This window comes from Variovorax sp. DXTD-1 (assembly GCF_003984625.1).
In the GTDB taxonomy this organism is placed as follows: domain Bacteria; phylum Pseudomonadota; class Gammaproteobacteria; order Burkholderiales; family Burkholderiaceae_C; genus Variovorax.
This window is the reverse complement of the sequence record NZ_RWKH01000011.1, coordinates 22,205-47,531: the sequence shown is the minus strand read 5'-3', so window position 1 is coordinate 47,531 and position 25,327 is coordinate 22,205. Positions and strand designations below refer to the sequence as shown.

Below are 25,327 nucleotides of genomic sequence, written 5' to 3'. Positions count from 1 at the left end.
CGAAAAGTGCGCTACGGCGGGCTGGCGGCACGCGAGGCCGCGGCCTGCATGCGGTGGAAACTGCGGAACTTCGTCGGCGGCATGCGCTTGTGCAGCAGGAACTGGCGGTTGAAGTTCGACACGTTGTTGAAGCCCACGTCCATGCAGACGTCGAGCACCGGCTTCTCGCTGTTGGTGAGCAGCTCGCAGGCGCGGCTGATGCGCAGGCGGTTCACATAGCGCACGAACGACTGGCCCGTGTGCTTGCGGAACGAGCGCGAGAAGGCGCTCGGGCTCTGGCCCACCAGCTCGGCCAGCATCGGCTCGCGCAGGTCGTCGCCCAGGTTGGCCGCGATGTGTGCCAGCACGTTGTTGATGGCGTGCGACATGAAGGCCTTGGGGTCGGGCTTGAACGCCGGGCTCGCGAGCCGCTGGCGGTCGTTGCTGCCCTCCAGCAGTTCGAGCAGCGACATCAGCAGGATCACGCGGCGCAGCCCGCGTGCCTCGAGCAGCGCTTCCATCATCGGCTTGGCGGTTTCCGCCGTCTCGGCCGAGAAGAGCAGGCCCGAACCGGCTTCGGCCAGCAGCGGACCGATGCGGGCGAATTCGGGAAATGTGCCCGCCATCCTGTCCACCAGCCCGGCTGGAAACTGGATCACGATGCCGCGCCGCTCGACGCTCTGGCCCGCGGGCACGTCGCTGATCCAGTTGTGCGGCAGGTCGGGGCCCATGAGCACGAGATTGCCCGGCTCGAAGTGGCCGACGTGGTCGCCCACGAAATACACGCCGCGCGTTTCGACGATCAGCTGGATTTCGTACTCGGGATGGAAATGCCAGCGCACCGTGCGATACGGATAGCCGTGCGCCCAGGCGGTGAACGATTCGTCCCCGCGGACTTCGACGATTTCCAGATCGGGTTGCATGGACGTTCCTTCTTCCTTGTCTCATTGTTCTGCTCGGTGCCGCATGACGGCGTGGGCGGACTGTACGAATCGCCCCGGACGCCCACAACCAGAGTTGAGATCCGAAACTGATACTTTTTTGACTTTCATGCAAGCGGCTGGACGAGGACATTGCGATGCAGCAAAGTGGTTTCTCCTCGGGAGAAAGGGCGCCTGGCAGGGCGAATGCTGCACTGCGGAAAGAACCGAAAACGCCAGGTCAAGAATTCATAGGTGTTTTCCCGCCCCGCGAGCGTTGCCTGGAGCCACGGCACACTCTGACGCCATGACGAACACCTCTTCTTCTCCTGACGGTCCCGCCGCAGTGGGCCCCTTGGCCGGCCTCAAGGTCGTCGAGCTCGGCCAACTCATTGCCGGGCCCTTCGCGGCACGCACGCTGGCCGATTTCGGCGCCGAGGTGGTCAAGATCGAGCCGCCCGGCGCGGGCGATCCGCTGCGCACGTGGCGGCTGCTGAAAGACGGCACTTCGGTGTGGTGGCAGGTGCAGTCGCGCAACAAGCGTTCGCTTGCGCTCGACCTGCGCCAGGCCGAAGCCCAGGCCCTCGTACGGCAGCTTGCCGCCGAGGCCGATGTGCTGATCGAAAACTTCCGGCCCGGCGCGATGGAAGGCTGGGGTCTCGGCCCCGACGAACTGCTGGCTGCGAACCCTGCGCTCGTGATGCTGCGCATCAGCGGCTATGGCCAGACCGGCCCCTACCGCGACCGTCCCGGTTTCGGCGTGGTGGCCGAGGCCATGGGCGGGCTGCGCCATCTCACGGGCGAACCGGGCCGCGTGCCGGTGCGCGTGGGCGTTTCCATCGGCGACACACTGGCTTCGCTGCACGGCGTGATCGGCGTGCTCATGGCCATGCAGCACCGCCATGCCACGGTGAGCGCCGAATATCCGAAGGGCAGGGGACAAGTGGTGGACGTGGCGCTCTACGAGGCCGTCTTCAACTGCATGGAAAGCCTGCTGCCCGAGTACAGCGCCTTCGGTGCGGTGCGCGAGGCAGCCGGCAGCGCGCTGCCCGGCATTGCGCCCACCAACGCCTACCGCTGCGCCGACGGCGGCTATGCCATCGTGGCGGGCAACGGCGACAGCATCTTTCGCCGGCTGATGGAATGCATCGGTCGGCCCGACCTTGCCGCCGATCCGGCGCTGGCTGGCAACACCGGCAGGGTCGCGCAGGTGGAAATGCTCGATGCCGCCATCGGCGACTGGACCGCGCAGCACACGGTCGACGAAGTGCTTGCCGCACTCGATGCCGCGCACGTGCCGGCGGGCCGCATCTACACCATTGCCGATATTGCGGCCGACCCGCACTACGCCGCGCGCGGCATGCTGCAGCAGGTGCGCATGGCGGACGGCAACACGCTGGCCGTACCGGGCTTCGTGCCCAAGCTGTCGCTCACGCCGGCCGGCCACCGGCACAACGCGCCTGCACTCGGCGCGGACACCGACGCGGTGCTGAAGGAGATCGGCCTTACCGCAGAGCAGATTGCCGCGCTGCACGAACGCGGGATCGTCGGCTGAAGGGTGGAGGTCAGCCGCGCAGCGACTCGATCAGATCGATGTATTTCTGCTTGGCCTCGTCGGCGCTCAAGCCCTTTTGCGCGGTCCACGCATCCCACTTGGCGCGCGCGACGATGTCGCTGAAGCTGGGCTTCTTGGCGGCGTTGTCGCCTTCGGTGGCCTGCTTGAAGAGGCCGTAGATCTTGAGCAGCGTCGGGTTGTCGGGGCGCTCGGCCAGCAGCTTGGAGTTGGCCTGGGCGGCTTCGAATTGGGCGTTGAGGTCGGACATGGGCGATCGATTGAAAAGCGAAGAGTACGCATCTTAAGTGGCGCGGTACCTGCGGGTACCAGCCGTCCGCCGCGTCAGTCCGAGAGTCCTGCCCGCGCCAGTTCCACGTCCAGTCGTTCCTTCGCATCCACCGGCTTCAGCGCCGCGGCCTTTTCGTACAGCTGCGTGGCCTCGCCCATGCGCGCGTCGCCATGCAGCATGAGCAGCGCGCGGCCGTATTCCATCAGCGCGCTGGCCGAATGGGGGTTCAGCGCAAGGCCGCGCTCGAACAGCTCGACCGATGCCTCGGCCCGCACGCCGTAGGTCATGCGCCCGACCAGCGCGCCCACCTTGTCGATCACTTCGGCATGGAAGGCGGCCAGTGCGATGTGCGCGTCGGCGTGGTCCGGCTGGAGTTCGATCACACGTTCGAGCGCGCCCTTGAGCTTGCTGCCCAGGCCCTGCGCCAGCGCGCGCGCCACGCTGATGCCCTGGCTGTAGCGGCCGAGGGCGTAGGCCTGCCAATAGAGCGCCTGGCAGTTGTCGGGCTCGGCGGTGGCCTGCGCGCCGGCGCGTTCGATGACCTGGCGGAACATCGAAAGCCGCACCGATTCGCGGGGCTCGAGATAGTTGGCGTAGATGGCGGTGGCCTGGTTGGCCAGCACCAGCCCCTCGGGTCCGTGCAGCAGGCCGAGTGCGGCGGCGCGCTCGAACTCTCCGCTGTGGTACAGCGCCCAGCCGTCGGCGAGCGGATGTTCCCTCTCCGGCGGCGGCAAGGGGTGCCCGGCATGAAGGCGCGGCCACTGCGACAGCACCGTGCTCGCGTCGTAGCGCGGCACGTCGGCATAGGGCAGCGGCGTCCAGGGTTCCGCCGGTGCCGCCGCGGCAACATGGCCGGCGGACATCAGCGAAAGCGGTTTGAAGTCTGGATGGGGCATGGTCATCTAGGCCGCCAGATCGATGGGCGCAACCGACGGCGCGTCGCTTGCCGGATCTTCGCCGCTGTAGGCGTTGCTGAGTGTGAGCAAATGCCTCCGCTGGTCTCGCCCGAGATAGGGCGCGAGCAGGTGCAGCGTGTGCTGGCCGCCGCGCATCAGCGCGCCTTGCGCGTGCGCGGGTTCGAGCGCCTCGCGCGGGTTGCGCACGTATTCATAGCTCAGCCAGTAGGTCAGCACCACCACCATGCTTTGCGCCAGGGTGTCGACCTCATGGGCGTCGATGTCGAGATGCCCGGACCGGCTCAGCCCTGCAATCAGCACTCGGATGGCGCGCGCCTTGTTCTTCAGCACCAGCTGAAACTGCGTCTCCAGGTGCCGGTTCTTGCTGAGCAGGTCGTTCAGGTCGCGGTAGAGAAAGCGGTAGCGCCAGATCAGCTCGAACAGGCTGTGCATGAAAAACCAGGCGTCTTCCACGTCGTGCACGCCTTCGCTGGCATGCAGGAGCTCGTTGAGCTCGGCCTCGTAGCTCTCGTAGAGCTTGTTGATCAGCTCTTCCTTGGCGGGGTAGTGGTAGTAGAGATTGCCGGGACTGATGTTGAGCTCGCCCGCCACCAGCGTGGTGGAGACGTTCGGCTCGCCGAAGCGGTTGAACAGCTCCAGTGCGGCTTCGAGAATGCGTTGCGCTGTGCGGCGTGGCGCCTTCTTGGCCATGTCAGTCCCCGTTTTGTCTCTTGTGGGGACACTCTAGCCTATGTACACCGCACCTTGAACTGAGCAGGGCAAAGTTTTGCGGCAGCGTGCGTTGTGCAGTGCCGCAAAAAGAAGGGGCGGCTACCCCCGCGATGGCCGGGTGGGCTTGCCTAGCCGGCCTTGGTGCTGCGCCGCACGGTCTTCTTGGGAGCGGCAGCGGGCGCCGCGCTGCGGCCCGCCGTCTTGCGGCTTGCCCGCGCGGGCGCGGCGGCCGTTTTTTTCTCGCTGCGCTGCAGCTCGGCTTCGAGCGCCGCCACGCGAGCCTGCAGCGCAGCGTAGTCGGCGGCCGAAGGCAGGCCCAGCTTTTCGAGGGCACGTGCCACGCGCTCTTCGAAGATGTTCTCGAGCTTGCCCCACTGGCCGGCGGCCTTGGTGCCGAATTCGCTCGCAAAGCCGGCCATGCGCGTTTGGGCCTGCGCAAGCGTTTCCTCGGCGGCGGCCTGGGTTTTTTTCTGCACGCCGGCACCGTCTTTCACCAGCGCCTCGAAAGCCTTGCTGCCTTCCTGCTGCATCTTGGCAAAGGCACCGAGCCCTGCCAGCCAGATCTGCTGCGCGGAATCCTTGATGCGGTCGGCGCCCTTGTTGTTGCCGTGTTCGTCGTCCTGGGTAGCCATGATGCGAATGTTCCTGTGAAGCCAACGAGCGACTCTAGCCGCTCGGCCCGTTCGTTTTTAGAGCTTTGTATCTATGCCCGATCCTTCGTGGAACACCGCGGAACCGGCTGTGCCGGGCCGCTGGTGTTGCCCCCGGTAGGGGGTTGGCGTAGCGACACGAAGTGCGCGAAGACTGGGGGCGAGCCTATTTTCCGGCTGCCCGGCTGGCGTCCAGGTGGGCCTTGGCCCGTTCGGCCAGCGCCATTTCGCCCGGGGTGCCCGGTACATAGGCCTGCACCGGCAGCGGCCGGCCGTGCGAGTCGACCGAGACGAAGACGATCAGGCATTCGGTGGTCTTGTCCATGGTGCCGCCCTTCATGTCGCCGCTGCGCACTTCGACCGATATGTTCATGCTGGTGGTGCCGGTGTAGGCCAGCCGGGCCTCCACCTCGACCAGGTCGCCGATCATGATCGGGTGGTGAAAGCGGATGCTGCCGATGAATGCCGTCACGCAGTAGCGCTTGGCCCAGCTGGTGGCGCAGGCGTAGCCGGCTTCGTCGATCCACTTCATGACGGTGCCGCCATGAACCTTGCCGCCGAAGTTGACGGTGCTGGGCTCGGCCAGAAATCGAAGTGTGATGGAGGACATGCGCCGCCTTTTCGTGGGCTGTGTTGGTGGGAGCCCCGATTATGCGAGCGCCCGGCCCCGCAAATGCGCGCCGCCGGTCGGCGCGGCGCGCACGCTCAGCCCCCGCCGAACAGCTCTGCCAGCGTGCGCCGGAGCCATGCGTTGCCGGCGTCCGCATGGAACCGCTCGTGCCAGTGCTGCTTCACGGCATAGGCGGGCAGCTCGAAGGGCGGCTCCAGCAGCTTCACCGGCTCCTGCGTGGCCAGCACCTTTCCAAGGATGCTGGGCACGATCACGATGAGTTCGGTGTGCGCCACGATGCGCGCCACGCTCAGAAAGCTCGAAAGGCTGGTCACCACGTTGCGCCGGAGGCCCAGCCGCGCAATGGTCTTGTCGACGATGGCGTGGCCGGTGCCCGACGAGGCCACCACCGCATGCGCCTCGGTCTCGAAGCGCTTGCGCGTGAGCCGCTCGCCGATGCGCGGATGGTTGCGCGCCGCCAGGCAAACGAAGTTCTGCATGAAGAGCGTCTGCTGGTAGAAGCCCGCGTCGAGCTGCGGCATGAAGCCCACCGCCAGGTCGACCGCGCCGTCTTCCAGCCGCCGGCCGCTATCGGTCGAGATGATCTCGGTTTCGATGCGCACCCCCGGTGCCGCATGCCGCAGGTGGTCGAGCAGGCCGGGCAGCAGCACCACTTCGCTGATGTCGGTCATGCAGATGCGAAAGCTCCGCGCCGCGGTGGCCGGGTCGAAGTTGGCGCGCCCACCCTTGGCCCGATTCAGGCGGTCGAGGATGTCGAGCACCAGCGGCTGAATCTGCCGCGCGTAGGGCGTGGGTTCCATGCCGCGCGAGGTGCGCACGAACAGCTTGTCGCCGAAATGCGTTCGCAGCCGGGCCAGCGCCGTGCTGGCCGCCGACTGGGAAATGCCCAGCCGCTCGGCCGCGCTCGAGACGTTCGCCGTCTTGTAGACCTCGTCGAAAACCAGCAGCCATTCGAGATCGAGCTGGGCCATGAAGCATCTCCTCGGCGGCCAGATGAAGCCACCACTATCGAAAAACAGGATCGCAGCTATCGCCGTGGCTGCATTGCGCCAATAGTAGTACCGACGGAAGATTACCGCTCCCCGGAGACAAAGGCCCTGCGAACGGCCGAACCGCCATGAATCCAACAGCCCAGAAACCAGCCGCCCCGGCCCCCGCCAATGCCGCGGAGCGCCGCAACTACTACGACCGCATCCGCCCGCTGAACCTCACGCCCCTGTGGGAGTCGCTGCACGCCCTGGTGCCGCGCGAGCCCACCACGCCTTGCGCGCCGGCGCTGTGGCGCTATGACGAAATCCGCCCGCTGCTGATGGAATCGGCCGACCTCATCACCGCCGAAGAAGCGGTGCGCCGCGTGCTCGTGCTCGAAAACCCGGCGCTTCCCGGCAACTCGTCCATCACCCAATCGATCTACGCCGGCCTGCAGCTCATCATGCCGGGCGAGGTGGCGCCTTCGCACCGCCACGTGCAGTCGGCGCTGCGCTTCATCGTCGACGGCAAGGGCGCCTACACCACGGTGGGCGGCGAGCGCACCACCATGTACCCGGGCGACTTCATCATCACGCCTTCATGGGCCTGGCACGACCATGGCAACGAGGGCGTCGGCGGTACGGTGGAGCCGGTGGTGTGGCTCGACGGGCTGGACATTCCGATGCTGCGCTTCTTCGACGCCGGCTTTGCCGAGAACGACGATGCCAAGGTGCAGCACGTGGCGCGCCCCGAGGGCAACAGCCTCGCGCGCTTCGGCCACAACATGGTGCCGGTGCGCCACGACCACGTGTCGCCCACCTCGCCGATCTTCAACTACCCCTATGCCCGCAGCCGCGAGGCGCTGGCCCTGCTGCAGAAGCAGGAAGCGCCCGATGCCTGGCTGGGCCACAAGCTGCGCTACATCAACCCGTTGACCGGCGGCGCGCCGATGCCCACCATCGGCACCCACCTGCAACTGCTGCCCAAGGGCTTTGCAGGCAAGACGCACCGCGCCACCGACGGCGCCGTCTACAGCGTGGTCGAAGGCCGCGGCACGGCACACATTGCCGGCCAGCGCTTCGACTTCGGCCCGCGCGACACCTTCGTCGTGCCGTCGTGGGCGCCGCTGCGCCTTTCGGCAACAGGCGAAGACGTGGTGCTTTTCAGCTTCTCCGACCGTCCGGTGCAGCAGGCCATGGGCGTGCTGCGCGAAGCCTTTCTCGAAGACGCCTGAAAGCCGGCCTCACTTCTTCCTTTTCTTCTTTCTTTGTCTTGACCACGTGCCGTCCCGCGCGGCAGGAGCCCTCATGTCCTTCGTCTTCACACCTCCTTCCATCGTCGGCCTGCCCATCGTGGGTTCGAGCGACCTGTTTCCGGTGCGACGCGTCTACTGCGTGGGCCGCAACTACGCGGCGCATGCACGCGAGATGGGCTTCGACCCCGACCGCGAGCCGCCGTTCTTCTTTTGCAAGCCCAACGACGACGCCTCGGTGGTGCCCGTGGCCGAAGGCGAAACCGGCGCCATCCCCTATCCGCCGCTCACCAGCAACTACCACTACGAAGCCGAACTCGTCGTGGCCATCGGCAAGGGTGGCAAGAACATCGCGGTGGAGCAGGCGGCCAGCCACATCCACAGCTACGCCGTGGGCCTGGACATGACCCGCCGCGACCTGCAGATGAAGATGCGCGAAGCCGGCCGGCCATGGGAAATCGGCAAGGCCTTCGACTTCTCTGCGCCCATTGCGCCGCTGCGCACGCTGGCCGATGTCGGCGAGATCAATGCCGGCGCCATCACGCTCGAAGTCGACGGCCAGGTGCGGCAGAACAGCGACATCACGCACCTGATCTGGTCGGTGAACGAGGTGATCGCCAATCTCTCGACGCTCTTCACGCTGCAGCCCGGCGACCTGATCTTCACGGGCACGCCCGAAGGCGTGGGCGCGGTCAAGCCGGGCCAGACGATCAAGGTGAGTATCGACAAGCTCCCCTCGCTCACCGTGCGCATCGATTGACGGAACGCCGCGCAGAAGAGGCCTCGCAATGAGCACATCTCCCACGAAGAACCCGCCCCGCGTGCTGCTCGTCGGCGGCGGCATCGGCGGCATGGCGGCCGCGCTGGCGCTGGCGCGCCTTGGCGTTTCCATCGACCTGCTCGAGCAGAGCGCCACCATCGGCGAAATCGGTGCCGGCCTGCAGCTCGGGCCCAACGCTTTTGCGGCGCTCGATGCGCTGGGCGTGGGCGAAGCGGTGCGCCGCAACTCGGTGTTCACCGACCGGCTGGTGATGATGGATGCCGTCGATTGCGGCGAGGTCGCCTCGGTGCCCGTGGGCGAGGCCTTTCGCGCGCGCTTCAGGAATCCGTATGCGGTGAGCCACCGCGCCGACCTGCACGGCGCCATCCACGAGGCGGTGAAGCAGCATCCGCTCATCCGTTTCCACACCTCGGCGCAGGTCGAGTCGATCGACATCGGCGGGGGCAAGGCGCAGGGCGTGGTCGCCGCCACGCGCGACGGCCGGCGCTTCACGGCCGACGCCATCGTGGGCTGCGACGGCGTGAAATCGGTGGTGCGCGCCCAGCTCGTCGGCGACGAGCCGCGCGTTTCGGGCCATGTGGTGTACCGCGCGGTGGTGCCGGTGGCCGACATGCCGGTCGACCTGCGCTGGAACGCGCCCGTGGTCTGGGCCGGGCCCAACTGCCATCTGGTGCACTATCCGCTGCGCCATGGCGAGCAATACAACCTGGTCGTCACCTTCCACAGCCGCGAGCAGGAAGAGTGGGGCGTTTCCGACGGCAGCAAGGAAGAAGTGCTGTCGTACTTCGAGGGCGTGCATGCGCGCCCGCGCCAGCTGCTCGACCGGCCGACCTCGTGGCGGCGCTGGAGCACGGCCGACCGCGACCCCGTGGAGCGCTGGGGCGAAGGCGCCGCCACACTGCTCGGCGACGCCGCGCATCCCATGATGCAGTACCTTGCGCAGGGCGCCTGCATGGCAATCGAAGACGCCGTCACGCTCGGCGCCGCGGTGCAGGCCTGCGATTTCGACATGCCCGCCGCCTTCAAGCTCTATGAAGCGGCGCGCATTCCGCGCACCGCCCGCGTGGTGCTGTCGGTGCGCGAAATGGGGCGCCTGTATCACGCCAAGGACGTGGAGCGGCTGGTGCGAAACAGCCTTTGGGTAGGCCGGACGCCCGAACGCTTCTACGATGCGGTCGAATGGCTCTACGCCTGGCGGCCCGAGCACTGCCTGGACGACGCGCCGGAGCGGTTGCGACCGGTGGCGATAACGGACGCCGACGCCGCGGCCGTGCTTTCGCCGCACTGACTGACACCGACGACCAACGATTTTTTCCTTGATCACTATTCGAGGCCACAGGCCCAGGAGACAACCCACCATGAACTTCTCTTCACGCGCATTGCTGGCAGGCGTGCTTGCCGCGGCCACCGCCGCCCTCGGGACCGGCGCCCTGGCGCAGGCGAGCGACTATCCGAGCAAGCCGGTGACGCTGGTCACGCCCTTTGCCGCCGGCAGCGGGCCCGACGCGGTGCTGCGCCTTGTTTCGGACAAGCTCTCGCGCCTGTGGAACCAGCGCGTGGTGGTCGACAACCGGCCGGGCGGCGGCGGCTTCATCGCCATCGACCAGGCGCGGCGCGCGGCGCCCGACGGCTACACGCTGCTGCAGCTCGACAGCGAGCATGTCGCCGCGCTGCCGCACCTGTACAAGTCGCGCAACTTCGTCACGCTGCAGCATTTCGACCCGGTAGCCTCGCTGTTCCGCACGCCGTTTTTCGTGGCGGTTTCGAGCGAATCGAAGTTGAAGAACATGACCGACCTGATCGCCGAAGCCAAGGCCAACCCCGAGGCGATGGTCTACGGTTCGTGGGGCGTGGGCAGCCCGGGCCACCTGGGCGCGCAGCAGCTCGAGGCGCTCACGGGCATTCGCATGCGGCATGCGCCATACCGCGAGGTGTCGCAGCTGTATTCGAACGTGGGCACCGGGGAAGTGCCGTGGGCCTTCGCGAGCATCCCGTCGAGCCAGGGAATCTACAAGGCCGGCAAGCTGCGCTACATCGCGGTGGCGGCACCGAAGCGCATTCCCCAGATGCCCGACGTGCCGACCATGGCCGAGGCCGGCGGCCCTGCATCGCTCGAAGTGAACTCTTTTGTCTCGCTGCTCGCGCCCAAGGGCGTGCCGGCGGCGGTCAAGGCCAAGATCAATGCCGACGTGGCCAAGGTCATCGCCGACCCCGAGATCCGCGCCCGCTTCGATACCTTCGCCTTCGAGCCGCTGGCCTGGTCGCCGGAAGAAATCGAGCGCAACGCCGAGGCCAAGTCCAAGGTGTATGGCGACCTGGTCCGCCGGGGCAACATCAGCCTTGAGTAGCTGTCATCATTACGTTTTTTCACATTTCCCTTTGTCACCTTCCATGCAAGCAACCAAGAGAGCCCTCCTGATCGCCTGCGGCCTGGCAGCCGCCGCCGCGCTGCCGCTGGCGGCCAACGCGCAGAACAATGCCTGGCCGACCAAGCCGATTCGCCTGCTCGTGGGTTTTCCGGGCGGCTCCACGCCCGACATCGCCGCCCGCACCATCGCCGAGCCGCTGGCCAAAGCGCTCGGCCAGCCCGTGGTGGTGGACAACAAGCCCGGCGCCTCGGGCAACATCGCGGCCGACATCGTGGCCAAGGCCAATGACGACCACACGCTGGGCATCGTCATCAACGGCAATCTCACCTCGTCGAAGATGCTGTACCCGCGGCTGCCCTACGACCCGGCAAAGGACTTCACCTACCTCTCGCTGATTGCCACGGCGCCGCTGGTACTGGTGGCGCAGAACAGCCTGCCTTCGGGCACCGCCTTCTTCGATGCGGCCCGCAAGGGCGGCGACAAGTGGAACTACGGCTCGGTGGGCGTCGGCTCGGTCGGCCACCTGGGCATGGAACTGCTCAAGAGCCGCGTGCCCGGCTTCAACGCCGAGCATGTGCCCTACCAGGGCAACCCGCAGGTCGTGACCGCCATGCTGGGCGACCAGGTCCAGATGGCCCTCATTCCCCCGGGCGTGGCCATGCCGCAGGTGCGTGCCGGCAAGCTCAAGGCCATCGGCCTCACGGGTGGCCGCAGCACGCTGGTGCCCGAGCTGCCGCCGCTGGCCGAAGCCGGCGTGCGCGACTTTTCGCTCGAAGTGTGGGTGGCGCTGCTCGGCCCCGCCAACCTTTCCAAGACGGCGCAGGCCCGCCTCAGCCGCGAGGTCGAAATCATCATGAAGCAGCCTGAAGTGCGCCAGAAGCTCTTCGAGCAGGGCTGGCAGGCAGTCGGCACATCGCCGGACGGCATGCGCCTGCGTGTGAAGGAAGAAGCAGCGATCATGACCAAGATCATTTCGGCCCGCGGCATCAAGATCCAGTGATGACAGCAGCCAAGCAGAACACCCTCACCGAACCGGCGCGCGAACTGCCGGTCTTCGGCGAATACGACGTGGTGGTGGTCGGCGGCGGCCCCGCCGGCATTGCCGCCGCCGTGAGCGCCGCGCGTCACGGTGCCAACACGCTGCTGGTGGAACGCTACGGCTTTCTGGGCGGCATGGGCACCGCGGGCGGCGTGACCAACTTCGCGGGCCTGTACGGCAAGCGCAACGGCGAGATGACGCTGCTGGTGCGCGGCGTGGTCGACGACCTGCTCGCGCGCATCGACGCGCTGGGCGGCCTCAACAAGCCGCAGGACGGCATGCAGGGCCGCATCCGCGTGCGCTCCTACGACACCTCGGCCTACAAGATCGCGGCCGACCAGTTGCTGGCAGGTGCCGGCGTGAACCTGCTGTTCCATGCATGGGCAGCCGCGGTGGTGCGCGACGGCAACCGCATCGCGGCGCTGGTGGTCGAAACCAAGTCGGGCCGGCAGGCCATTCGCGCCAATGCATTCGTCGACGCGAGCGGCGACGCCGACGTGGCCGCCTTTGCGGGCGTGCCCTTCGAAGTGGGCGACGGCCACGGCAGCGGCCTGTTCCCGACCACAATGTTCCGCGTCGGCCAGGTCGATGCCGAGCCGGCCCTTGCGGCCGTCGGCGAGTTCAAGGCCATCAACGACCTGATGGCCGCGGTGCAGCAGCAGAAGCCCGGCAAGTACAAGTTTCCGCGCGAAGGCGCGATCCTGCGGCCCAACATCGACCCGCGCGAATGGCGCGCCAACGTCACGCAGATCCGCAATGCCGCGGGCCGTGCGATGAACGGCGTGGATGCACGCGAACTCACCGAAGGCGAGCTCGAAGGGCGGCGCCAGATTGCCGAGTACTTCAAGTTCATGAAGGCCGAAGTGCCGGGTTTTGCAAAGTCCGCCATCGTCGAGATCGCACCGCAGGTGGGCATCCGCGAAACGCGCCGCATCGAAGGCCTCTATGCGCTGACCGGCGAGGACATCCTCTCGTCGGCCGCGTTCGACGACAGTATCGGCATCAATGCCTGGCCGATGGAAATGCACGCCGACGGCCGCATCGAATGGGCCTTTCCGCGCGACGAAAGCCGCACCTACAACCAGCTGCCCTGGCGCATGCTGGTGCCGCGCACTGTCGATAACCTGCTGGTGGCCGGCCGCTGCGCCGCCATGACGCACGAAGGCCAGTCGGCCGCGCGCGCGAGCGGCGGCTGCTTCGTGATGGGCCAGGCCGCGGGAACGGCGGCGGCTTCGCTGGGCAGCGGCGCCCGGTTTGCGGACGTCGATGTGCCGGCGTTGCAAAAGAAGCTGGCGGCAGACGGCGTCGATCTCGACCGCTGAGCCTGCGGGGCCGGGCCGGCTAGCGCTGACCGGCCCGCGACAGCCCGCGGGCCCGGCCTTTGCTATGGTTGCGGGTTGATCCTTTTTGCTGACGCCTGCAGCCTCTTCTTTCGATGAACACCGACCCCGCCACCGCCGCTCGCCTTGTCGACGAACTCGTCGCGCTCATGCAGCTCGAGCCGCTGGGGGGCGACAAATTCCTGGCCCAGAGCGAAGACATCGGCACGCCCGCCGTGTTCGGCGGCCAGGTGCTCGGCCAATCGCTGGCAGCCGCGAGCCTCACGGTCGGCGCCGACCGGCCCGTGCATTCGATGCACGCCTACTTCCTGCTGCCCGGCGAGCATGCACCCATCGAATACAGCGTGGACCGCGTGCGCGACGGCCGCAGCTTCACCACGCGGCACGTGGTGGCGCGCCAGCAGGAGCGCATCATCTTCGAGATGTCGGCGTCATTCCAGACGGTGGACGAGGGTGTCGAACACCAGTTCGAGATGCCCGCGGTGCAAGGCCCCGAAGGCCTGGTGAGCGAACTCGACCAGCGCATCGCGCTCGGCGACCGCTTGCCCGAGCGCTGGCGCATCAAGGGCCTCGAGCCGCACGGCATCGAATACCGCCGCGTGGAGGCCGACGACCTGCTGACGCCGGAGGTGCGCCCGTCTGACAGCGCGATCTGGATGCGTGCCATTGCACCGTTGCCCGACAACCCGGTGGTGCACCGCGCACTGCTCGCCTATGCCTCCGACCATGGCCTGCTGCGTGCCGCCATGCTGCCGCACGGCCTGAGCTTCATGAGCGGCCAGGTGCGCCCCGCAAGCCTCGACCACGCCATGTGGTTCCACCGCGATTTCCGCATGGACGACTGGCTGCTGTACGTACTCGACTCACCGAGCGCAAGCGGCGCGCGTGGCTTATGCCGTGGCAGCCTGTATTCGCGTGACGGGCGGCTTGTGGCTTCTACGGCGCAAGAGGGGATGCTGCGGGTCAAGCGCTGATAGGTTGCTTGCGTGCTGCTGTTCAGGGCGGCGCACCCGCCGACGGGGTACCTTTCTCCGCGAATGTCCCCCGGCCTGCGGCCTCCTCCTTTATTTCGCTGCGCAAGGCACCCCGCCAGCGGGTGCGATGCAAAGAGCAGTCGTTGATCAGCGAAGCACCAGCAGCGTGCCCAAGTGCACAGGGCATCGGGTGCTCCGCGCAGCGAAATAAAGGAGGAGGGCGAAGCCCGGGGGACATTCGCGGAGGGGAGTACCCGGTGGCCTTTGCACAAGCCCTGAACAATAGCGCCCGAACAAGAGCCACCAGTCCGTGCAAATGCCCCGAATCCTTGGCTAAATACGCCTCTCAAAAGAAACGAACCGAGGACTCAGCATGTCTCCCGAAGCACCCAAAAAAGTAGCCATAGTCACCGCCGGCGGCAGCGGCATGGGCGCCGCCGCAGCACGCAAACTTACGGACGATGGCTTTCGCGTCGCCATCCTCTCGTCATCGGGAAAGGGCGAAGCGCTTGCCGCAGAGCTTGGCGGCATTGGCGTGACCGGCTCCAACCAGTCGAACGACGACCTCAAGCGATTGGTCGACAAGGTCACCGAAGAATGGGGCCGCGTCGATGTGCTGGTCAACAGCGCGGGCCACGGTCCCCGGGCTCCCATTCTCGACATTACCGATGAGGACTGGCATCGCGGCATGGATGTGTATCTGCTGAGCGCCGTGCGCCCGAGCCGCCTTGTCGCGCCGCTCATGGTCAAGCAGGGCGGCGGCACCATCATCAACATTTCGACTTTTGCCGCCTTCGAGCCCGACCCTGTGTTTCCGACCTCGGGCGTGTTCCGCGCGGGCCTCGCCGCGTTCACCAAACTCTTTGCCGACAAATATGCCGCGCAGAACGTGCGCATGAACAACGTGCTGCCGGGCTTCATCGACAGCTTGCCCGAGAAGCCCGAGTTCCGCTCGCGCATTCCGATGGGCCGTTACGGCAAGAGCAGCGAGATTGCTGCGGTCATCGGCTTTCTCGCATCGGAAGGCGCGGGCTACATCACCGGGCAGAACCTGCGCGTGGACGGCGGTATCACTCGCTCGGTGTGACGGCCAGCCGTCACACGCCCAGGTAGCGCGTCCAGAGCGAACGGTCGGCATCGAGCGCGGCCGAGTCGCCCTGCCACACCACGCGTCCGCGCTCGAGAATCACATGGCGGTCGGCCAGTGGCAGCAGGCGCTGCACATACTTGTCGACCACCAGGATCGCTTCGCCTTCGGCCTTGAGCGTGGCGATGCAGTGCCAGATCTCCTCGCGGATCACCGGCGCCAGGCCCTCGGTGGCCTCGTCGAGAATCAGCAGGCGCGGATGCGTGGAAAGCGCGCGTGCAATCGCCAGCATCTGCTGCTCGCCGCCCGAAAGCTGGTTGCCCGCGTTGGCCTTGCGCTCCGCGAGCCGCGGAAAAAGGGCGTACAGCGCATCGGCCGTCCAGCGCGGTGCGCTGCCCGGCCGGGGGCGTGCGAAGGCGCGCAGGTGCTCGTCGACGCTGAGGTTCGGAAACACATGCCGCCCCTCGGGCACGATGGCGACGCCGCGCCGCGCGATCGCATCCGGCTTGTGGCCGCCGATGGCATCGCCGCCGAAATGCACGCTGCCGCGCATCGGCGCGAGCGTGCCGGTCAGCACCTTCAGCAGCGTGCTCTTCCCCATGCCGTTGCGGCCGAGCAGCGCGAGCACTTCGCCCGCGCCGATCTTCAGGTCGATGCCGAACAGCACCTGGCTGGCACCGTAGCCGGCCTCGACGGATTTGGCGTCGAGCAACGTGGAGGCGGCGTTCATGCGTGTCCCTCTGCTTCCGTACCGAGATACACCGCCTGCACGTCGGGGTGCCCGCGCACTTCGTCGGCGGTGCCGCTCATCAGCACACGGCCCTGCACCAGCACCGTGAGCCGGCCGGCCAGGCGGAACACCGCGTCCATGTCGTGCTCGATCAACAGGATGGCCATCGACTCGCGCAGCGATTCGATCAGCTCCACCATGCGCGCCGATTCGTCGGGGCCCATGCCGGCCATCGGCTCGTCGAGCAGCAGCAGCTTGGGCTCGGCCGCAAGCGCCAGCGCCACGTCAAGCGCACGTTGCGCGCCGTGCGGCAGGGTGCCCGCGATGCGGTGGCGTTCGCTGCCCAGGCCGACGCGTTCGGCCAGCGCCACGGCACGCTCCACCAGGGCGCGCTCGTTCGCGCGCGGTGCCATGAAGCGCAGGCTGCTGCCCGCATGGGCCTGCGCCGCGAGCATGAGGTTGTCGTGCACCGTTTCCTTGGCAAACACGCGCGTCACCTGGAAGCAGCGCGACATGCCGGCCGCCACGCGCTGGTGGTCCTTGAAGCCGGTGATGTCCTTCTCGTCGAGCAGGATGCGCCCGGCGTCGGCCTTGAGCAGCCCGGTGATCAGGTTGACCAGCGTGGTCTTGCCCGCGCCGTTGGGCCCGATAAGCGCATGCACTTCGCCGCGCTCCACGGTCAGGTTCACATGGTCGGTTGCGAGCAAGCCGCCAAAGCGCTTGACCAACCCTTCGATTCTGAAAAGGCTCATGATGTTGCCTTGCTCCCTCGCCCCTCTGGGGAGAGGGCTGGGGTGAGGGGCAAGCGGCGCTTGTACAAAGCTGCGAGTCCTTTAGGCGCCCACAGTGCAACAGCAATCAACAACAACCCGAGCGGCATGTGCCAGTGCTCCGTGTGCTGTTTCAAAAACTCCTCGAGCAGCAGCCACACGATGGCACCCACCGGCCCGCCCCAGCTGCGCCCCAGCCCGCCGATGACAACCATCACCAGCAGCGTGGCCGATTGCGTCCAGTGCATCGTCGCCGGGCTCACGAACCCGTTGCCGCCCGCGAGCAGCGCGCCGGCCAGACCCGCAATGGCGCCGGCAATCGTGAAGGCCACGAGCTGCAGCCGGAACACCGGGTAGCCCAGTGCGCGCATCCGCGTCTCGTTGTCGCGAATGCCCATGAGCGCATGGCCGAAGCGCGACTGCGTTGCGCGCTGCAGCCACCAGAGCGCCAGCGTCACGATGACCAGCACCACCCAGTAGAAGTTCGACTCGTTGCCCAGGTCGAGCCCGGTCAACAGCGCCGGCCGGCTCATCAGCGTGTAGCCGTCGTCGCCGCCATAGCGCCGCAGCGACACCACCACGAAGTACAGCATCTGCGCGAACGCCAGCGTGGTCATGATGAAGTACACGCCGCGCGTGCGCAGCGTCACCGTGCCGATCAGCGCCGCGACGATGCCGGCGACGAGCATGGCCGCGGGCCACATCACCCAGGCCGACATCACGCCCGCGTCGCTGAGCGCCACCACCGTGTACGCGCCCATGCCGATGAAGCCCGCATGCCCGAGCGCCACCATGCCGCCGAAGCCGAGGATGAAATTGAGGCTCGCGGCCGCCAGCGCCACCACGAGCACGCGCCGCACGAAGCCGATGTAGAAGTCGAGCCCGAACAGCGGCGCGGCCAGCGGAAAGGCCGCGAGCAGAACAAAGAGCAGCCCGAGCCCGATATAGCGTGAGGAAGACTTCATGCGCGCGCCGAGAAAAGGCCGGAGGGCCGGAAGATGAGGACGACGACCATCAGCGCATACATCGCGACCTCGGCGAACAGCGGCCCCAGGTCGGCCGCCGTGGCGGGCGGCAGCGTGGCGCGCAGCAGCATCGGCACGAAGGCGCGGCCGATGGTGTCGACCACGCCCACCAGCAGTGCGGCCACGAAGGCGCCGCGCACCGAGCCGATGCCGCCGATCACCAGCACCACCAGCGCCGGAATCAGGATGGCTTCGCCCATGCCCACCTGCACCGCGACGATGGGCCCCATCAGCGCGCCGGCCAGCGCGGCCAGCGCCGCGCCGAGCAGGAACACCCCGTTGAAGATGCGGCCCACGCGCACACCCATCAGCTCGGCCATCGGCCGGTCCGAAGCGCCGGCGCGCACCCGCATGCCGATGCGCGTGTGATTGACGAGCAGGTACAGCGCGAGCGCCACCAGCAGACCGCCGGCGAGGATCACGAGGCGATACGCCGGGTAGGGCAGGCCGTCGACCAGCTCGATCGGCCCAGACAGCGCAGCCGGCGTCGAAGCCATCACCGGCGAAGGGCCCCAGGCCATCTTGACGATGTCATCGGCCACCAAAATGACGCCGAAGGTGGCGAGCACCTGCGCGAGGTGGTCGCGTGTGTACAGGCGCCGCATCAGCAGCACTTCGAGCAGCAGCGCCACCACCACCGTCACCGCCACCGCAATAACGATGGCCGCGGTGAACGAACCGGTGCGCGTGTGCGCCTCGGCGGCCACGTAGGCGCCCGACATGAAGAGTGAGCCATGCGCCAGGTTCAGCACGTCCATGATGCCGAACACCAGCGTGAGCCCCGCCGCCAGCAGGAACAGCATCAGCCCATAGCCGAGGCCGTTGAGCAACTGCTCGAGAACGAGGATGCCGCTCACTTGAGGGGGCACTTTGCGGCGTACGAGTCGCCGTAGTTCGTGAGAACGGTGTTGATCAGCTTGTTCGTGACCTTGCCCTGCGCATCCTTGCCGATCACGCGCAGATAGAAGTTCTCGATCGGAAAGTGATTGTTCGCATACTTGAAGCTGCCGCGCGTCGAGGCGTAGTTGGCCTTCTTCAGTGCGGCCACCACGGCTTCGCGGTTCTGCGCGTTGCCGCCGGCCTGCTTCACGGCGGCGTCCATTGCAAGAATGGCGTCATAGGCCTGTGCCGCGTACACCGACGGATAGCGGCCGTTGTATTCCGTGCGGAAGGCGGCCACGAAGGCCTTGTTGGCGGCGTTGTCCAAGTCGTGCGCCCAATGCGAGGTGTTGAACAGGCCGAGCATCGGCTCGCCCACGGCGCCGATCACGTCCTCGTCGGCCGAGAAGCCGCTGGTCACGAGCGTGATGTCCTTCGAGAGGCCCGCGCCCACGAACTGCTTGATGAAGTTGATGCCCATTGCGCCGGGCAGGAAGAAGTAGATCGAGTCGGGCTTGGCCGCGCGCAACTGCGCGAGCTCGGCCGCGTAGTCGATCTGGCCCAGCTTGGTGTAGAGCTCGTCGGCCACCTGGCCCTTGAACTGGCGCTTGAAGCCGCCCAGCGCGTCCTTGCCGGCGGGATAGTTCGGCGCAATGAGTACGGTCTTCTTGAAGCCGCGGTCCTGCGCGAACTTGCCGGCGGCCTCGTGGAACTGGTCGTTCTGGTAGGCAGTGCCGAAGAAGAACGCATTGCACTGGGCACCCGCAAACTGGCTCGGGCCGGCGTTGGCCGAAAGATAGGGCACCTTGGCGTTGAACAGTGTCGGGCCGACGGCCAGCGCCACGTTGGAGCCGATGGGACCGCTGAAAATATCGATCTTGTCGCGCTGGATCATGCGGTCGACCAGCTGCTTGGCCTGGTCGGGGCTGCCGGCCATGTCGGCCTGCACAAACTCCACGTCCTGCCCGCCGAGCTTGCCGCCCAGCTGCTTGATGCCAAGCGCAAAGCCGTCGCGCGCCTCGGCGCCCAACGCCGCAAAGGGGCCCGAGATGTCGAGTGCCAGGCCGACCTTGACGGGCGCGGCCATGACAGAGGCCGCACCGCCAAGGGCTGCACCGCAGAGCAGCAGCGAAAGCAGGGTGCGCGGCAGCGCGGGCAACTTCGGGGACGGGTGGCTCATGGGTTCTCCGGGGCAAAGGAAGGGTGAAACGATGCACCGGCACCGCGCCATGCGGTGCCAAGGACATCGAACCGTTGATAGCTAAATACTTTAACCATAAACAATTCGGTGTCAACGGTGCTAGCACGAATGGTGCCAGTGAATCGTGTCACTTCCTGGTGCCCGGATCGCCTCAGCCGAAGGGGCTGGCCGTGGCAAACCACAGGCCGATGCCGGTGGCAATGATGAACGCGCCGTCGGTCACGCCGGCCACCAGGAAGAACTTGCTCTGCAGCGCGTCGATCATCTCGGGCTGGCGCGCGGTGCTTTCGAGAAACTTCTGGCCGACGAGCGCAATGCCCAGGCAGGAGCCGAGCGCCGCGATGCCGATCAGCAGGGCCACTGCGAGCGGAAGAATGTTGAAGCCGGTCATGGTGTTTTCTCCTGTTGGTTGATCGATGGAGGTACTTTCTCAAAGCGGGTGCATGCGGTCCATGACGTCGGAGGTCATCGGCAGCACGAAAAAAAGCCGGCCGCGGGAAGCGGCCGGCTTTCGGGGAACGTCAGCGCATCAGGGGAGCTGGGTCCAGTTCTGGTTCGTGCCGCCGTTGCAGGTCCAGGTGATGAGCGCGGTGTCCTGCGCCGTGGACGCGTTCGGCACGTCCAGACACGACCCCGAGGCGCGGTTGCGGATGCTTCCGCCCAACAGGCTCCACTGCGCCGTGTTGCCGGCCGAGCAGGCCACCTGCACCACCGGCGCGTTGGTGGTCGCCGTACCGTTCTGCGCCAGGCAAAGGCCGCTGTGCTCGGCCACGAACTGCACGTAGCCACCGGTGATGCTGTTCACCGTGAACTTCTCGTTGCCCGCGTTGCCGCAGGGCCACTGCACCGCCGTCGCGCCGCTGGTGGTGAGCCCGCCCTTGATGTTCACGCACATCGTGGGGTTCAGGTCCGACCGGATGCGTGTGACCACGGCCGGGGCCGTGTCCTGTGAGCGCACGTACTCGCGCAGCGCCACCACGTCCGTTGCCGGCAAGCTCGAGGCATTGCCGTGGCCGCTGTTCAGCACATCCTGCAAGGTGGCCGCCTGCCCGTTGTGGAAGAAGGCGGTGGTGTTCCAGGTGCCCGAGAGCGTGGGCGTGTCGAAGCCCAGCCCCGCCAACGGCTGGTTGATGCCCTTGCCGGAGGAGAGCTGGATCGTGCCCACGTCGTGCCGCAGGCCGTCGCGGAAAGTGCCTCCGGTGTGGCAGGTGGCGCACTGCGCCGTGTTGAACACCGTCTGGCCGCGCACCGCTTCGACGCTCAGGCTTCCGTCCGCCGCACGCGCCGGGCTGCGCATGTACTTGTTCAGCGAACTCAGGTAGGCCGCGAGATCGTCGAGCTGCGCGCTCTTGCCGGCCTTGGGCGCGCCCAAGGGGTCGGCCGTGGCGGCGAAATCCGCATTCGTCAGGAAGCCGGTGCCGCCGAACTCGTTGCGGATGTCATTCTCGAAATCCTGCACCTCGTCGAAGTTGGCGGTCCAGTGCATCTTGCCGTGGCCCGCGCCGCGCTTGCCCATCAGGCTGATGGTGCGTCGGAGGCCTTCGCCGCGCTGCGTGAAGTCCCACACCATGCCGTCGTCGCCGGCATCCGCGTGGCAGCTCGCGCAGGAGATGTAGTTGTCCTTGCTCATGCGCCGGTCGGACGCGTTGTAGAACACCTGCTTGCCGCGCAATGCCGCGGCTGCCATGGGCTCCTGCGCCACTGTCGACACGTTCTGCAGGAAGGTCGCGGCATTGGTCTCCGAGCTCAGCACCAGGGCCACGTCGTGCACCGACACCGAGCGCGCCAGGAAGTTGTTGACGAACAGCCGCTTGCGTGCCGCGTCCAGGTACAGGCCGTGCGGCGCGCTGCTGGCGTTGATCTCGCCGCGCACCGCGCGGCTGTACGGATCGACGATGGCCACGCGGTTGCCTTCCATCTGCGCGACGAACAGGTAGTCGCCCGATGGAGAGAACAGCGCGGCGCGCGCGGGTGCGCGGTCGTCGAAGTCGATCTGCTCGTCGAACACTTCCGCGGCGGTCTGCAGGTTGACCTGCGACAGGATGGAGCGCACCGTCTGGTCGTGCAGCAGGTTGTTGCCGTCCCTGAACTTGCCGCGCACGATGTTGTCCTTCTTCGAAGGCAGCACCGCGCGCCGGCCGTCGGGCGAGATCACCACCTGGCTCAGGTAGTTGGCCACGCCGCGCGCACGGCTCTCGGTGTCCACCGTGGTGGTGTCCACCGGCAGCGCGATGGTGCTCATGGCGCTCATGGTCTGCAGGTTCACTTTGTGCAGCTGGCCGCCGGTCATTTTCGACTTGAAGCGGGTGACATACGCCACCTGTGCGTCCGAGCTCACCGCAATGCCGCGCAGGCTGCCTTCGAGCGCAACCGCGCCGGTGGTGGCGCCGTTGCTCGGTTCGAAGCTCATCAGCACCGACTTGCTCTCCAGCGTCAGCAGGCCCTTGGTTCCGTCAGGCGTGAAGGCCACGCCGTAGGGGCCGCTGCCGTAGGCCAGCGGCACGGTGGCCGAGAGGCTGCCGTCGGCCGCGCTGAGCGCCACCAGCTTGTCCTCGCCCTGCACCGTGACCCAGATGCGCCCATCGGGGCCCACCGCCAGCGTCTTCGGCTCGTCGCCCACGCGCACTTCCCAGCGCTTGGCCAGGGTCTGCGCGTCGATGGCGGCGACCGTGCCGCTGTCGGGGTTGACCGAGTAGACCGAATTCGCGTCGCCCGCGATGTTGGTGGTGTGCGTGGGAGCTCGCGGCGTGGTCGGGACGATCACCGTGAGGTTGTAGGTGTAGAAGGTCTCGCGCCCGCTCGCGTCGCGCACCGTGAGCGTCACCGTGTAGTGGCCCGGCCGCGTGTAGGTGTAGGTATAGCGCGGCTGGGTGGAGTAGGCCGTCTGCGTGCCGTCGCCGAAGTTCCAGCGGAACTGCGCGCCGCTGCTGCCGAGCGTGGCGGGGTCGAACACCAGTTGCCCATTGACGATCTTCGGACCGCCGCCAATGCCCGGGTCGCCGATGACGGCTTGCCCCCGCAGCGTGGCCACCTCGCCGTCGGTGAGCACGCGGCTGTACACGCGCACTTCCGCCAGCGTGCCCTTGAACAGATCGGTGTTGCCCTGGATCTGGCCCATGACCTGGAACTTGTTCGCCAGCCCCTTGGTGCCGGTGAGACCGGTGGAGCTGGTCTTTACGCCGTCCACGTACATGGTCTGCGCGCCCGAGGCCGCGTCACGCGTCATGACCACGTGGTGCCAGTTGCCGTCGTTCACGGCCGCCTGCGAACGGGTGCCCGGGTTGTTGGTGGCCTTGTTGGCCACCGAGAGGTTCATGAAGCCGCTGTTGTCGATCCAACCCCAGAACACGTCGTCCGCCCCGTTGGCCTGGTCGCGCCCGAAGATGCCCGGCGCAGTCCACGGGTTGGCACTGCCGGCCTGCGTGGTCTTCATGTAGAAGCTCAGCGAGGCGGTGCCGCCGAGCACGGTGGCGACGGTGTCGTTCTTCAGCGGCACGCCGGCGGTGCGCGCCGCGAAGTTCATGCCGATGCTCTCGAACGCGTCGCCCGAGGCCGGCGTGCCGTTGTTGCTGCCGATCTGGTCGGAGAGGTTGCCCGCCAGCGTCCAGTAGTGCTGCAGGTTGATGTCGGTCGCGTTGCCGGTGTTGAAGACCGACTTGAAGTCGGCGCCGATGGCGTTGCCCGCATAGTCCTTCACGCCGTTGGCAGGCAGGAACACCTCGTAGCTGGTGCCCGGCTGCAGCGGCTGCTCGGGGTGGAAGTTGATGATGCCCAGCTGCACGCTGTAGGTGCCCGCGAGCGTGTTGCCGCCCACCGCCCGAACGACAAAGGTGTTGGCGTTCACGCTCTCGGGGCGGATGTTGTCGGTCATGCCGATACCGATGCGCGAGGTGAGCGCCTGCTGCTTCGCGCCGTTGGCCGGCGACACCTGTTTCACTTCGGGCCTGGTGATGTCCGGGTCTACCGCATGCACGATGAAGCCGCTGCCCGAGCCGTGGTCGTTGCCCACGAAGACGAGGTTGCCGAACATCGCGACCTGGCCGTTGTCCGAATGCGAGAAGTTCGGGTCGTCCTCGCGCAGGATGCTGCCGCGGCCCACCTCCACGTGATTGAGCGGGTTGCTCACGTCGACCTTGTGGATGCGCGTCTGCGCGCCCTGGATGACGTAGTTGTCCTGCGTGGCGCAGTACAGCTGCTCGTCGATGACGAGCCGGTTGTCCTCGGCCACGAAGCGCGAGCGGTCGCCCAGGTCGTAGCTGTACATCTTGGCGCCGCCGCCGCGCGTCGAGACGTGCAGGCTCTTGCCGTCGAAGCAGGTGGCGTAGTAGAACGGCGTGGTGCCCACGATGGAATCGAGCACCTTGGGGTTGAGCGGGTCGGAGATGTCCAGGCTCGCGAACCCGCCGTTGCTTTCCATCGCGGTCAGCACCATGTGGTTGCCCATGGTGAAGATCGGGCCGATCCGGAAGTTGCCGAGTTCGCCCGTGGGCACCGGGTTGGGCTTGCCCGCGCCGCGGTTCGCAACCACGGCGTTTGCCGGGTCCGTCGCGTCGACGATGAACATGCCGCGGCCCGCCGAGGCCACGTACAGGTAGGGCGCCTGCCACCAGAGCTGCCAGGCGACGTTCTCGTAGTCGCCGGAGTTGACGCCGGGCAGCGCCAGCTTCTTCACCTGCTTGACGTCGTTGATGTCGGTGAAGTCCCAGAACTCCACACCGTTGATGCTGGGCAGCACCACGTAGGTCTTGCCGCCGATCTTGGCGGTGCCGAAGGAGTGCGTTTCGCGGAACTCCTTGGTGCGGGCCTCGGGTTCGTAGATTTTCTTGACCAGCTGGATCTGGCGCGGGTTCGACACGTCGTACAGCAGGAAGCCGCCCGGGCCCAGGCCGCTGTCCGGCGCGAACGAGGTGAGGAAGTAGCCATTGATCATGATGCCCGCGTTCATGCCGTAGTCCTTGCGGCCCGGGTACGTGGCGGGCACCTCGCGCGATTCGTAGGCGCTGCTGTGCGCCGGATCGAGCGGGTGGTTGGGGCTGGTGATCACCGACACCGGTTTGAACAGCTCGGCCGATGTGTAGGTGAGATTGCCGAGGCCCGGCCCCTGCAGCGGGAGCGGATCGGCCATGGCTTCGGCGGCGGCCGTCGCCATGTTGTCGAGGGTGGTCATCGGGCTGACCCCGGTGATGGCCGCATGCGTCAGCAATGTGACGAGCGGGGCCAGGAACGCCATCAAGAAATACCGGATCTTCATCGTCGCCT

23 protein-coding genes are annotated in these 25,327 nt (G+C 67.0%); 9 read left to right on the top strand and 14 right to left on the bottom strand.

All coding sequences use genetic code 11. The features are described from left to right. Positions 1–11: 11 nt before the first annotated feature. The gene (locus tag EJI00_RS12215) at positions 12–902 is read right to left on the bottom strand and encodes a helix-turn-helix domain-containing protein (protein ID WP_126747780.1); all 891 of its coding nucleotides are present in this window, start codon (positions 900–902) and stop codon (positions 12–14) included. Between the two features lie 304 nt (positions 903–1,206). Between EJI00_RS12215 and EJI00_RS12210 the strand changes: the two genes are divergently transcribed. Further along, on the top strand, positions 1,207–2,454 hold the full coding sequence (locus tag EJI00_RS12210) for a CaiB/BaiF CoA transferase family protein (RefSeq protein WP_126747779.1): 1,248 nt from the start codon (positions 1,207–1,209) through the stop codon (positions 2,452–2,454). A gap of 10 nt (positions 2,455–2,464) precedes the next feature. On the opposite strand, the gene EJI00_RS12205 is transcribed toward EJI00_RS12210, so the two are convergent. The 6 genes from EJI00_RS12205 to EJI00_RS12180 all read right to left on the bottom strand — a co-directional run bounded on the left by EJI00_RS12205 (position 2,465) and on the right by EJI00_RS12180 (position 6,623). After that, positions 2,465–2,722, bottom strand: a complete 258-nt coding sequence (locus EJI00_RS12205) for an acyl-CoA-binding protein (protein ID WP_126747778.1) — start codon at positions 2,720–2,722, stop codon at positions 2,465–2,467. Between the two features lie 74 nt (positions 2,723–2,796). Continuing rightward, positions 2,797–3,639 carry a hypothetical protein gene (locus tag EJI00_RS12200; RefSeq protein WP_185868125.1) on the bottom strand — a complete coding sequence of 281 codons (843 nt, stop codon included), beginning with the start codon at positions 3,637–3,639 and terminating at the stop codon, positions 2,797–2,799. A gap of 6 nt (positions 3,640–3,645) precedes the next feature. Beyond that, a complete protein-coding gene (locus tag EJI00_RS12195) occupies positions 3,646–4,350 on the bottom strand; it encodes a TetR/AcrR family transcriptional regulator (RefSeq protein ID WP_126747777.1) in 705 nt (234 codons plus the stop codon). 149 nt (positions 4,351–4,499) lie between these two features. Next, a complete protein-coding gene (locus EJI00_RS12190) occupies positions 4,500–5,003 on the bottom strand; it encodes a phasin family protein (RefSeq protein ID WP_126747776.1) in 504 nt (167 codons plus the stop codon). A 184-nt stretch (positions 5,004–5,187) separates the two neighbouring features. After that, a complete protein-coding gene (locus EJI00_RS12185) occupies positions 5,188–5,631 on the bottom strand; it encodes an acyl-CoA thioesterase (protein ID WP_126747775.1) in 444 nt (147 codons plus the stop codon). Positions 5,632–5,726: 95 nt separating this feature from the next. After that, on the bottom strand, positions 5,727–6,623 hold the full coding sequence (locus EJI00_RS12180) for a LysR family transcriptional regulator (RefSeq protein WP_126747774.1): 897 nt from the start codon (positions 6,621–6,623) through the stop codon (positions 5,727–5,729). A gap of 146 nt (positions 6,624–6,769) precedes the next feature. On the opposite strand from EJI00_RS12180, the gene gtdA reads away from it, so the two are divergent. From gtdA to EJI00_RS12140, 8 genes are all read left to right on the top strand, one after another. Beyond that, positions 6,770–7,855 carry a gentisate 1,2-dioxygenase gene (gene gtdA / locus EJI00_RS12175; protein WP_126747773.1) on the top strand — a complete coding sequence of 362 codons (1,086 nt, stop codon included), beginning with the start codon at positions 6,770–6,772 and terminating at the stop codon, positions 7,853–7,855. Between the two features lie 73 nt (positions 7,856–7,928). Next, positions 7,929–8,633, top strand: a complete 705-nt coding sequence (locus EJI00_RS12170) for a fumarylacetoacetate hydrolase family protein (protein WP_126747772.1) — start codon at positions 7,929–7,931, stop codon at positions 8,631–8,633. Positions 8,634–8,661: 28 nt separating this feature from the next. Beyond that, on the top strand, positions 8,662–9,942 hold the full coding sequence (locus tag EJI00_RS12165; protein ID WP_126747771.1) for a 3-hydroxybenzoate 6-monooxygenase: 1,281 nt from the start codon (positions 8,662–8,664) through the stop codon (positions 9,940–9,942). A gap of 70 nt (positions 9,943–10,012) precedes the next feature. After that, positions 10,013–11,002 carry a Bug family tripartite tricarboxylate transporter substrate binding protein gene (locus EJI00_RS12160; RefSeq protein WP_126747770.1) on the top strand — a complete coding sequence of 330 codons (990 nt, stop codon included), beginning with the start codon at positions 10,013–10,015 and terminating at the stop codon, positions 11,000–11,002. A 43-nt stretch (positions 11,003–11,045) separates the two neighbouring features. Then, complete coding sequence (locus EJI00_RS12155; protein WP_126747769.1) at positions 11,046–12,023, top strand: Bug family tripartite tricarboxylate transporter substrate binding protein; 978 nt, start codon at positions 11,046–11,048, stop codon at positions 12,021–12,023. Continuing rightward, a complete protein-coding gene (locus EJI00_RS12150) occupies positions 12,023–13,384 on the top strand; it encodes an FAD-dependent oxidoreductase (RefSeq protein WP_126747768.1) in 1,362 nt (453 codons plus the stop codon). Before EJI00_RS12155 ends, EJI00_RS12150 begins: the two co-directional genes overlap by 1 nt. 113 nt (positions 13,385–13,497) lie before the next feature. Further along, complete coding sequence (locus EJI00_RS12145; RefSeq protein ID WP_126747767.1) at positions 13,498–14,376, top strand: acyl-CoA thioesterase; 879 nt, start codon at positions 13,498–13,500, stop codon at positions 14,374–14,376. Between the two features lie 373 nt (positions 14,377–14,749). After that, the gene (locus EJI00_RS12140; RefSeq protein ID WP_126747766.1) at positions 14,750–15,463 is read left to right on the top strand and encodes an SDR family oxidoreductase; all 714 of its coding nucleotides are present in this window, start codon (positions 14,750–14,752) and stop codon (positions 15,461–15,463) included. 10 nt (positions 15,464–15,473) lie between these two features. Here the strand turns inward: EJI00_RS12140 and EJI00_RS12135 are convergent, their stop codons facing one another. From EJI00_RS12135 to EJI00_RS12105, 7 genes are all read right to left on the bottom strand, one after another. Further along, complete coding sequence (locus EJI00_RS12135) at positions 15,474–16,193, bottom strand: ABC transporter ATP-binding protein (protein ID WP_126747765.1); 720 nt, start codon at positions 16,191–16,193, stop codon at positions 15,474–15,476. Further along, complete coding sequence (locus EJI00_RS12130; RefSeq protein WP_126747764.1) at positions 16,190–16,945, bottom strand: ABC transporter ATP-binding protein; 756 nt, start codon at positions 16,943–16,945, stop codon at positions 16,190–16,192. The genes EJI00_RS12135 and EJI00_RS12130 overlap by 4 nt, the downstream gene beginning before the upstream one ends. Beyond that, on the bottom strand, positions 16,942–17,928 hold the full coding sequence (locus tag EJI00_RS12125; protein ID WP_126747763.1) for a branched-chain amino acid ABC transporter permease: 987 nt from the start codon (positions 17,926–17,928) through the stop codon (positions 16,942–16,944). The genes EJI00_RS12130 and EJI00_RS12125 overlap by 4 nt, the downstream gene beginning before the upstream one ends. Next, positions 17,925–18,845, bottom strand: a complete 921-nt coding sequence (locus EJI00_RS12120; protein ID WP_126747762.1) for a branched-chain amino acid ABC transporter permease — start codon at positions 18,843–18,845, stop codon at positions 17,925–17,927. Before EJI00_RS12120 ends, EJI00_RS12125 begins: the two co-directional genes overlap by 4 nt. Further along, a complete protein-coding gene (locus EJI00_RS12115) occupies positions 18,842–20,047 on the bottom strand; it encodes an ABC transporter substrate-binding protein (RefSeq protein WP_126747761.1) in 1,206 nt (401 codons plus the stop codon). The genes EJI00_RS12120 and EJI00_RS12115 overlap by 4 nt, the downstream gene beginning before the upstream one ends. Positions 20,048–20,219: 172 nt before the next feature. Continuing rightward, positions 20,220–20,459, bottom strand: coding sequence for a F0F1 ATP synthase subunit C (gene atpE / locus EJI00_RS12110; RefSeq protein ID WP_126747760.1), 240 nt, complete (start codon positions 20,457–20,459; stop codon positions 20,220–20,222). Positions 20,460–20,597: 138 nt separating this feature from the next. Beyond that, positions 20,598–25,319, bottom strand: coding sequence for a LamG-like jellyroll fold domain-containing protein (locus tag EJI00_RS12105; RefSeq protein WP_126747759.1), 4,722 nt, complete (start codon positions 25,317–25,319; stop codon positions 20,598–20,600). Positions 25,320–25,327: the final 8 nt, after the last annotated feature.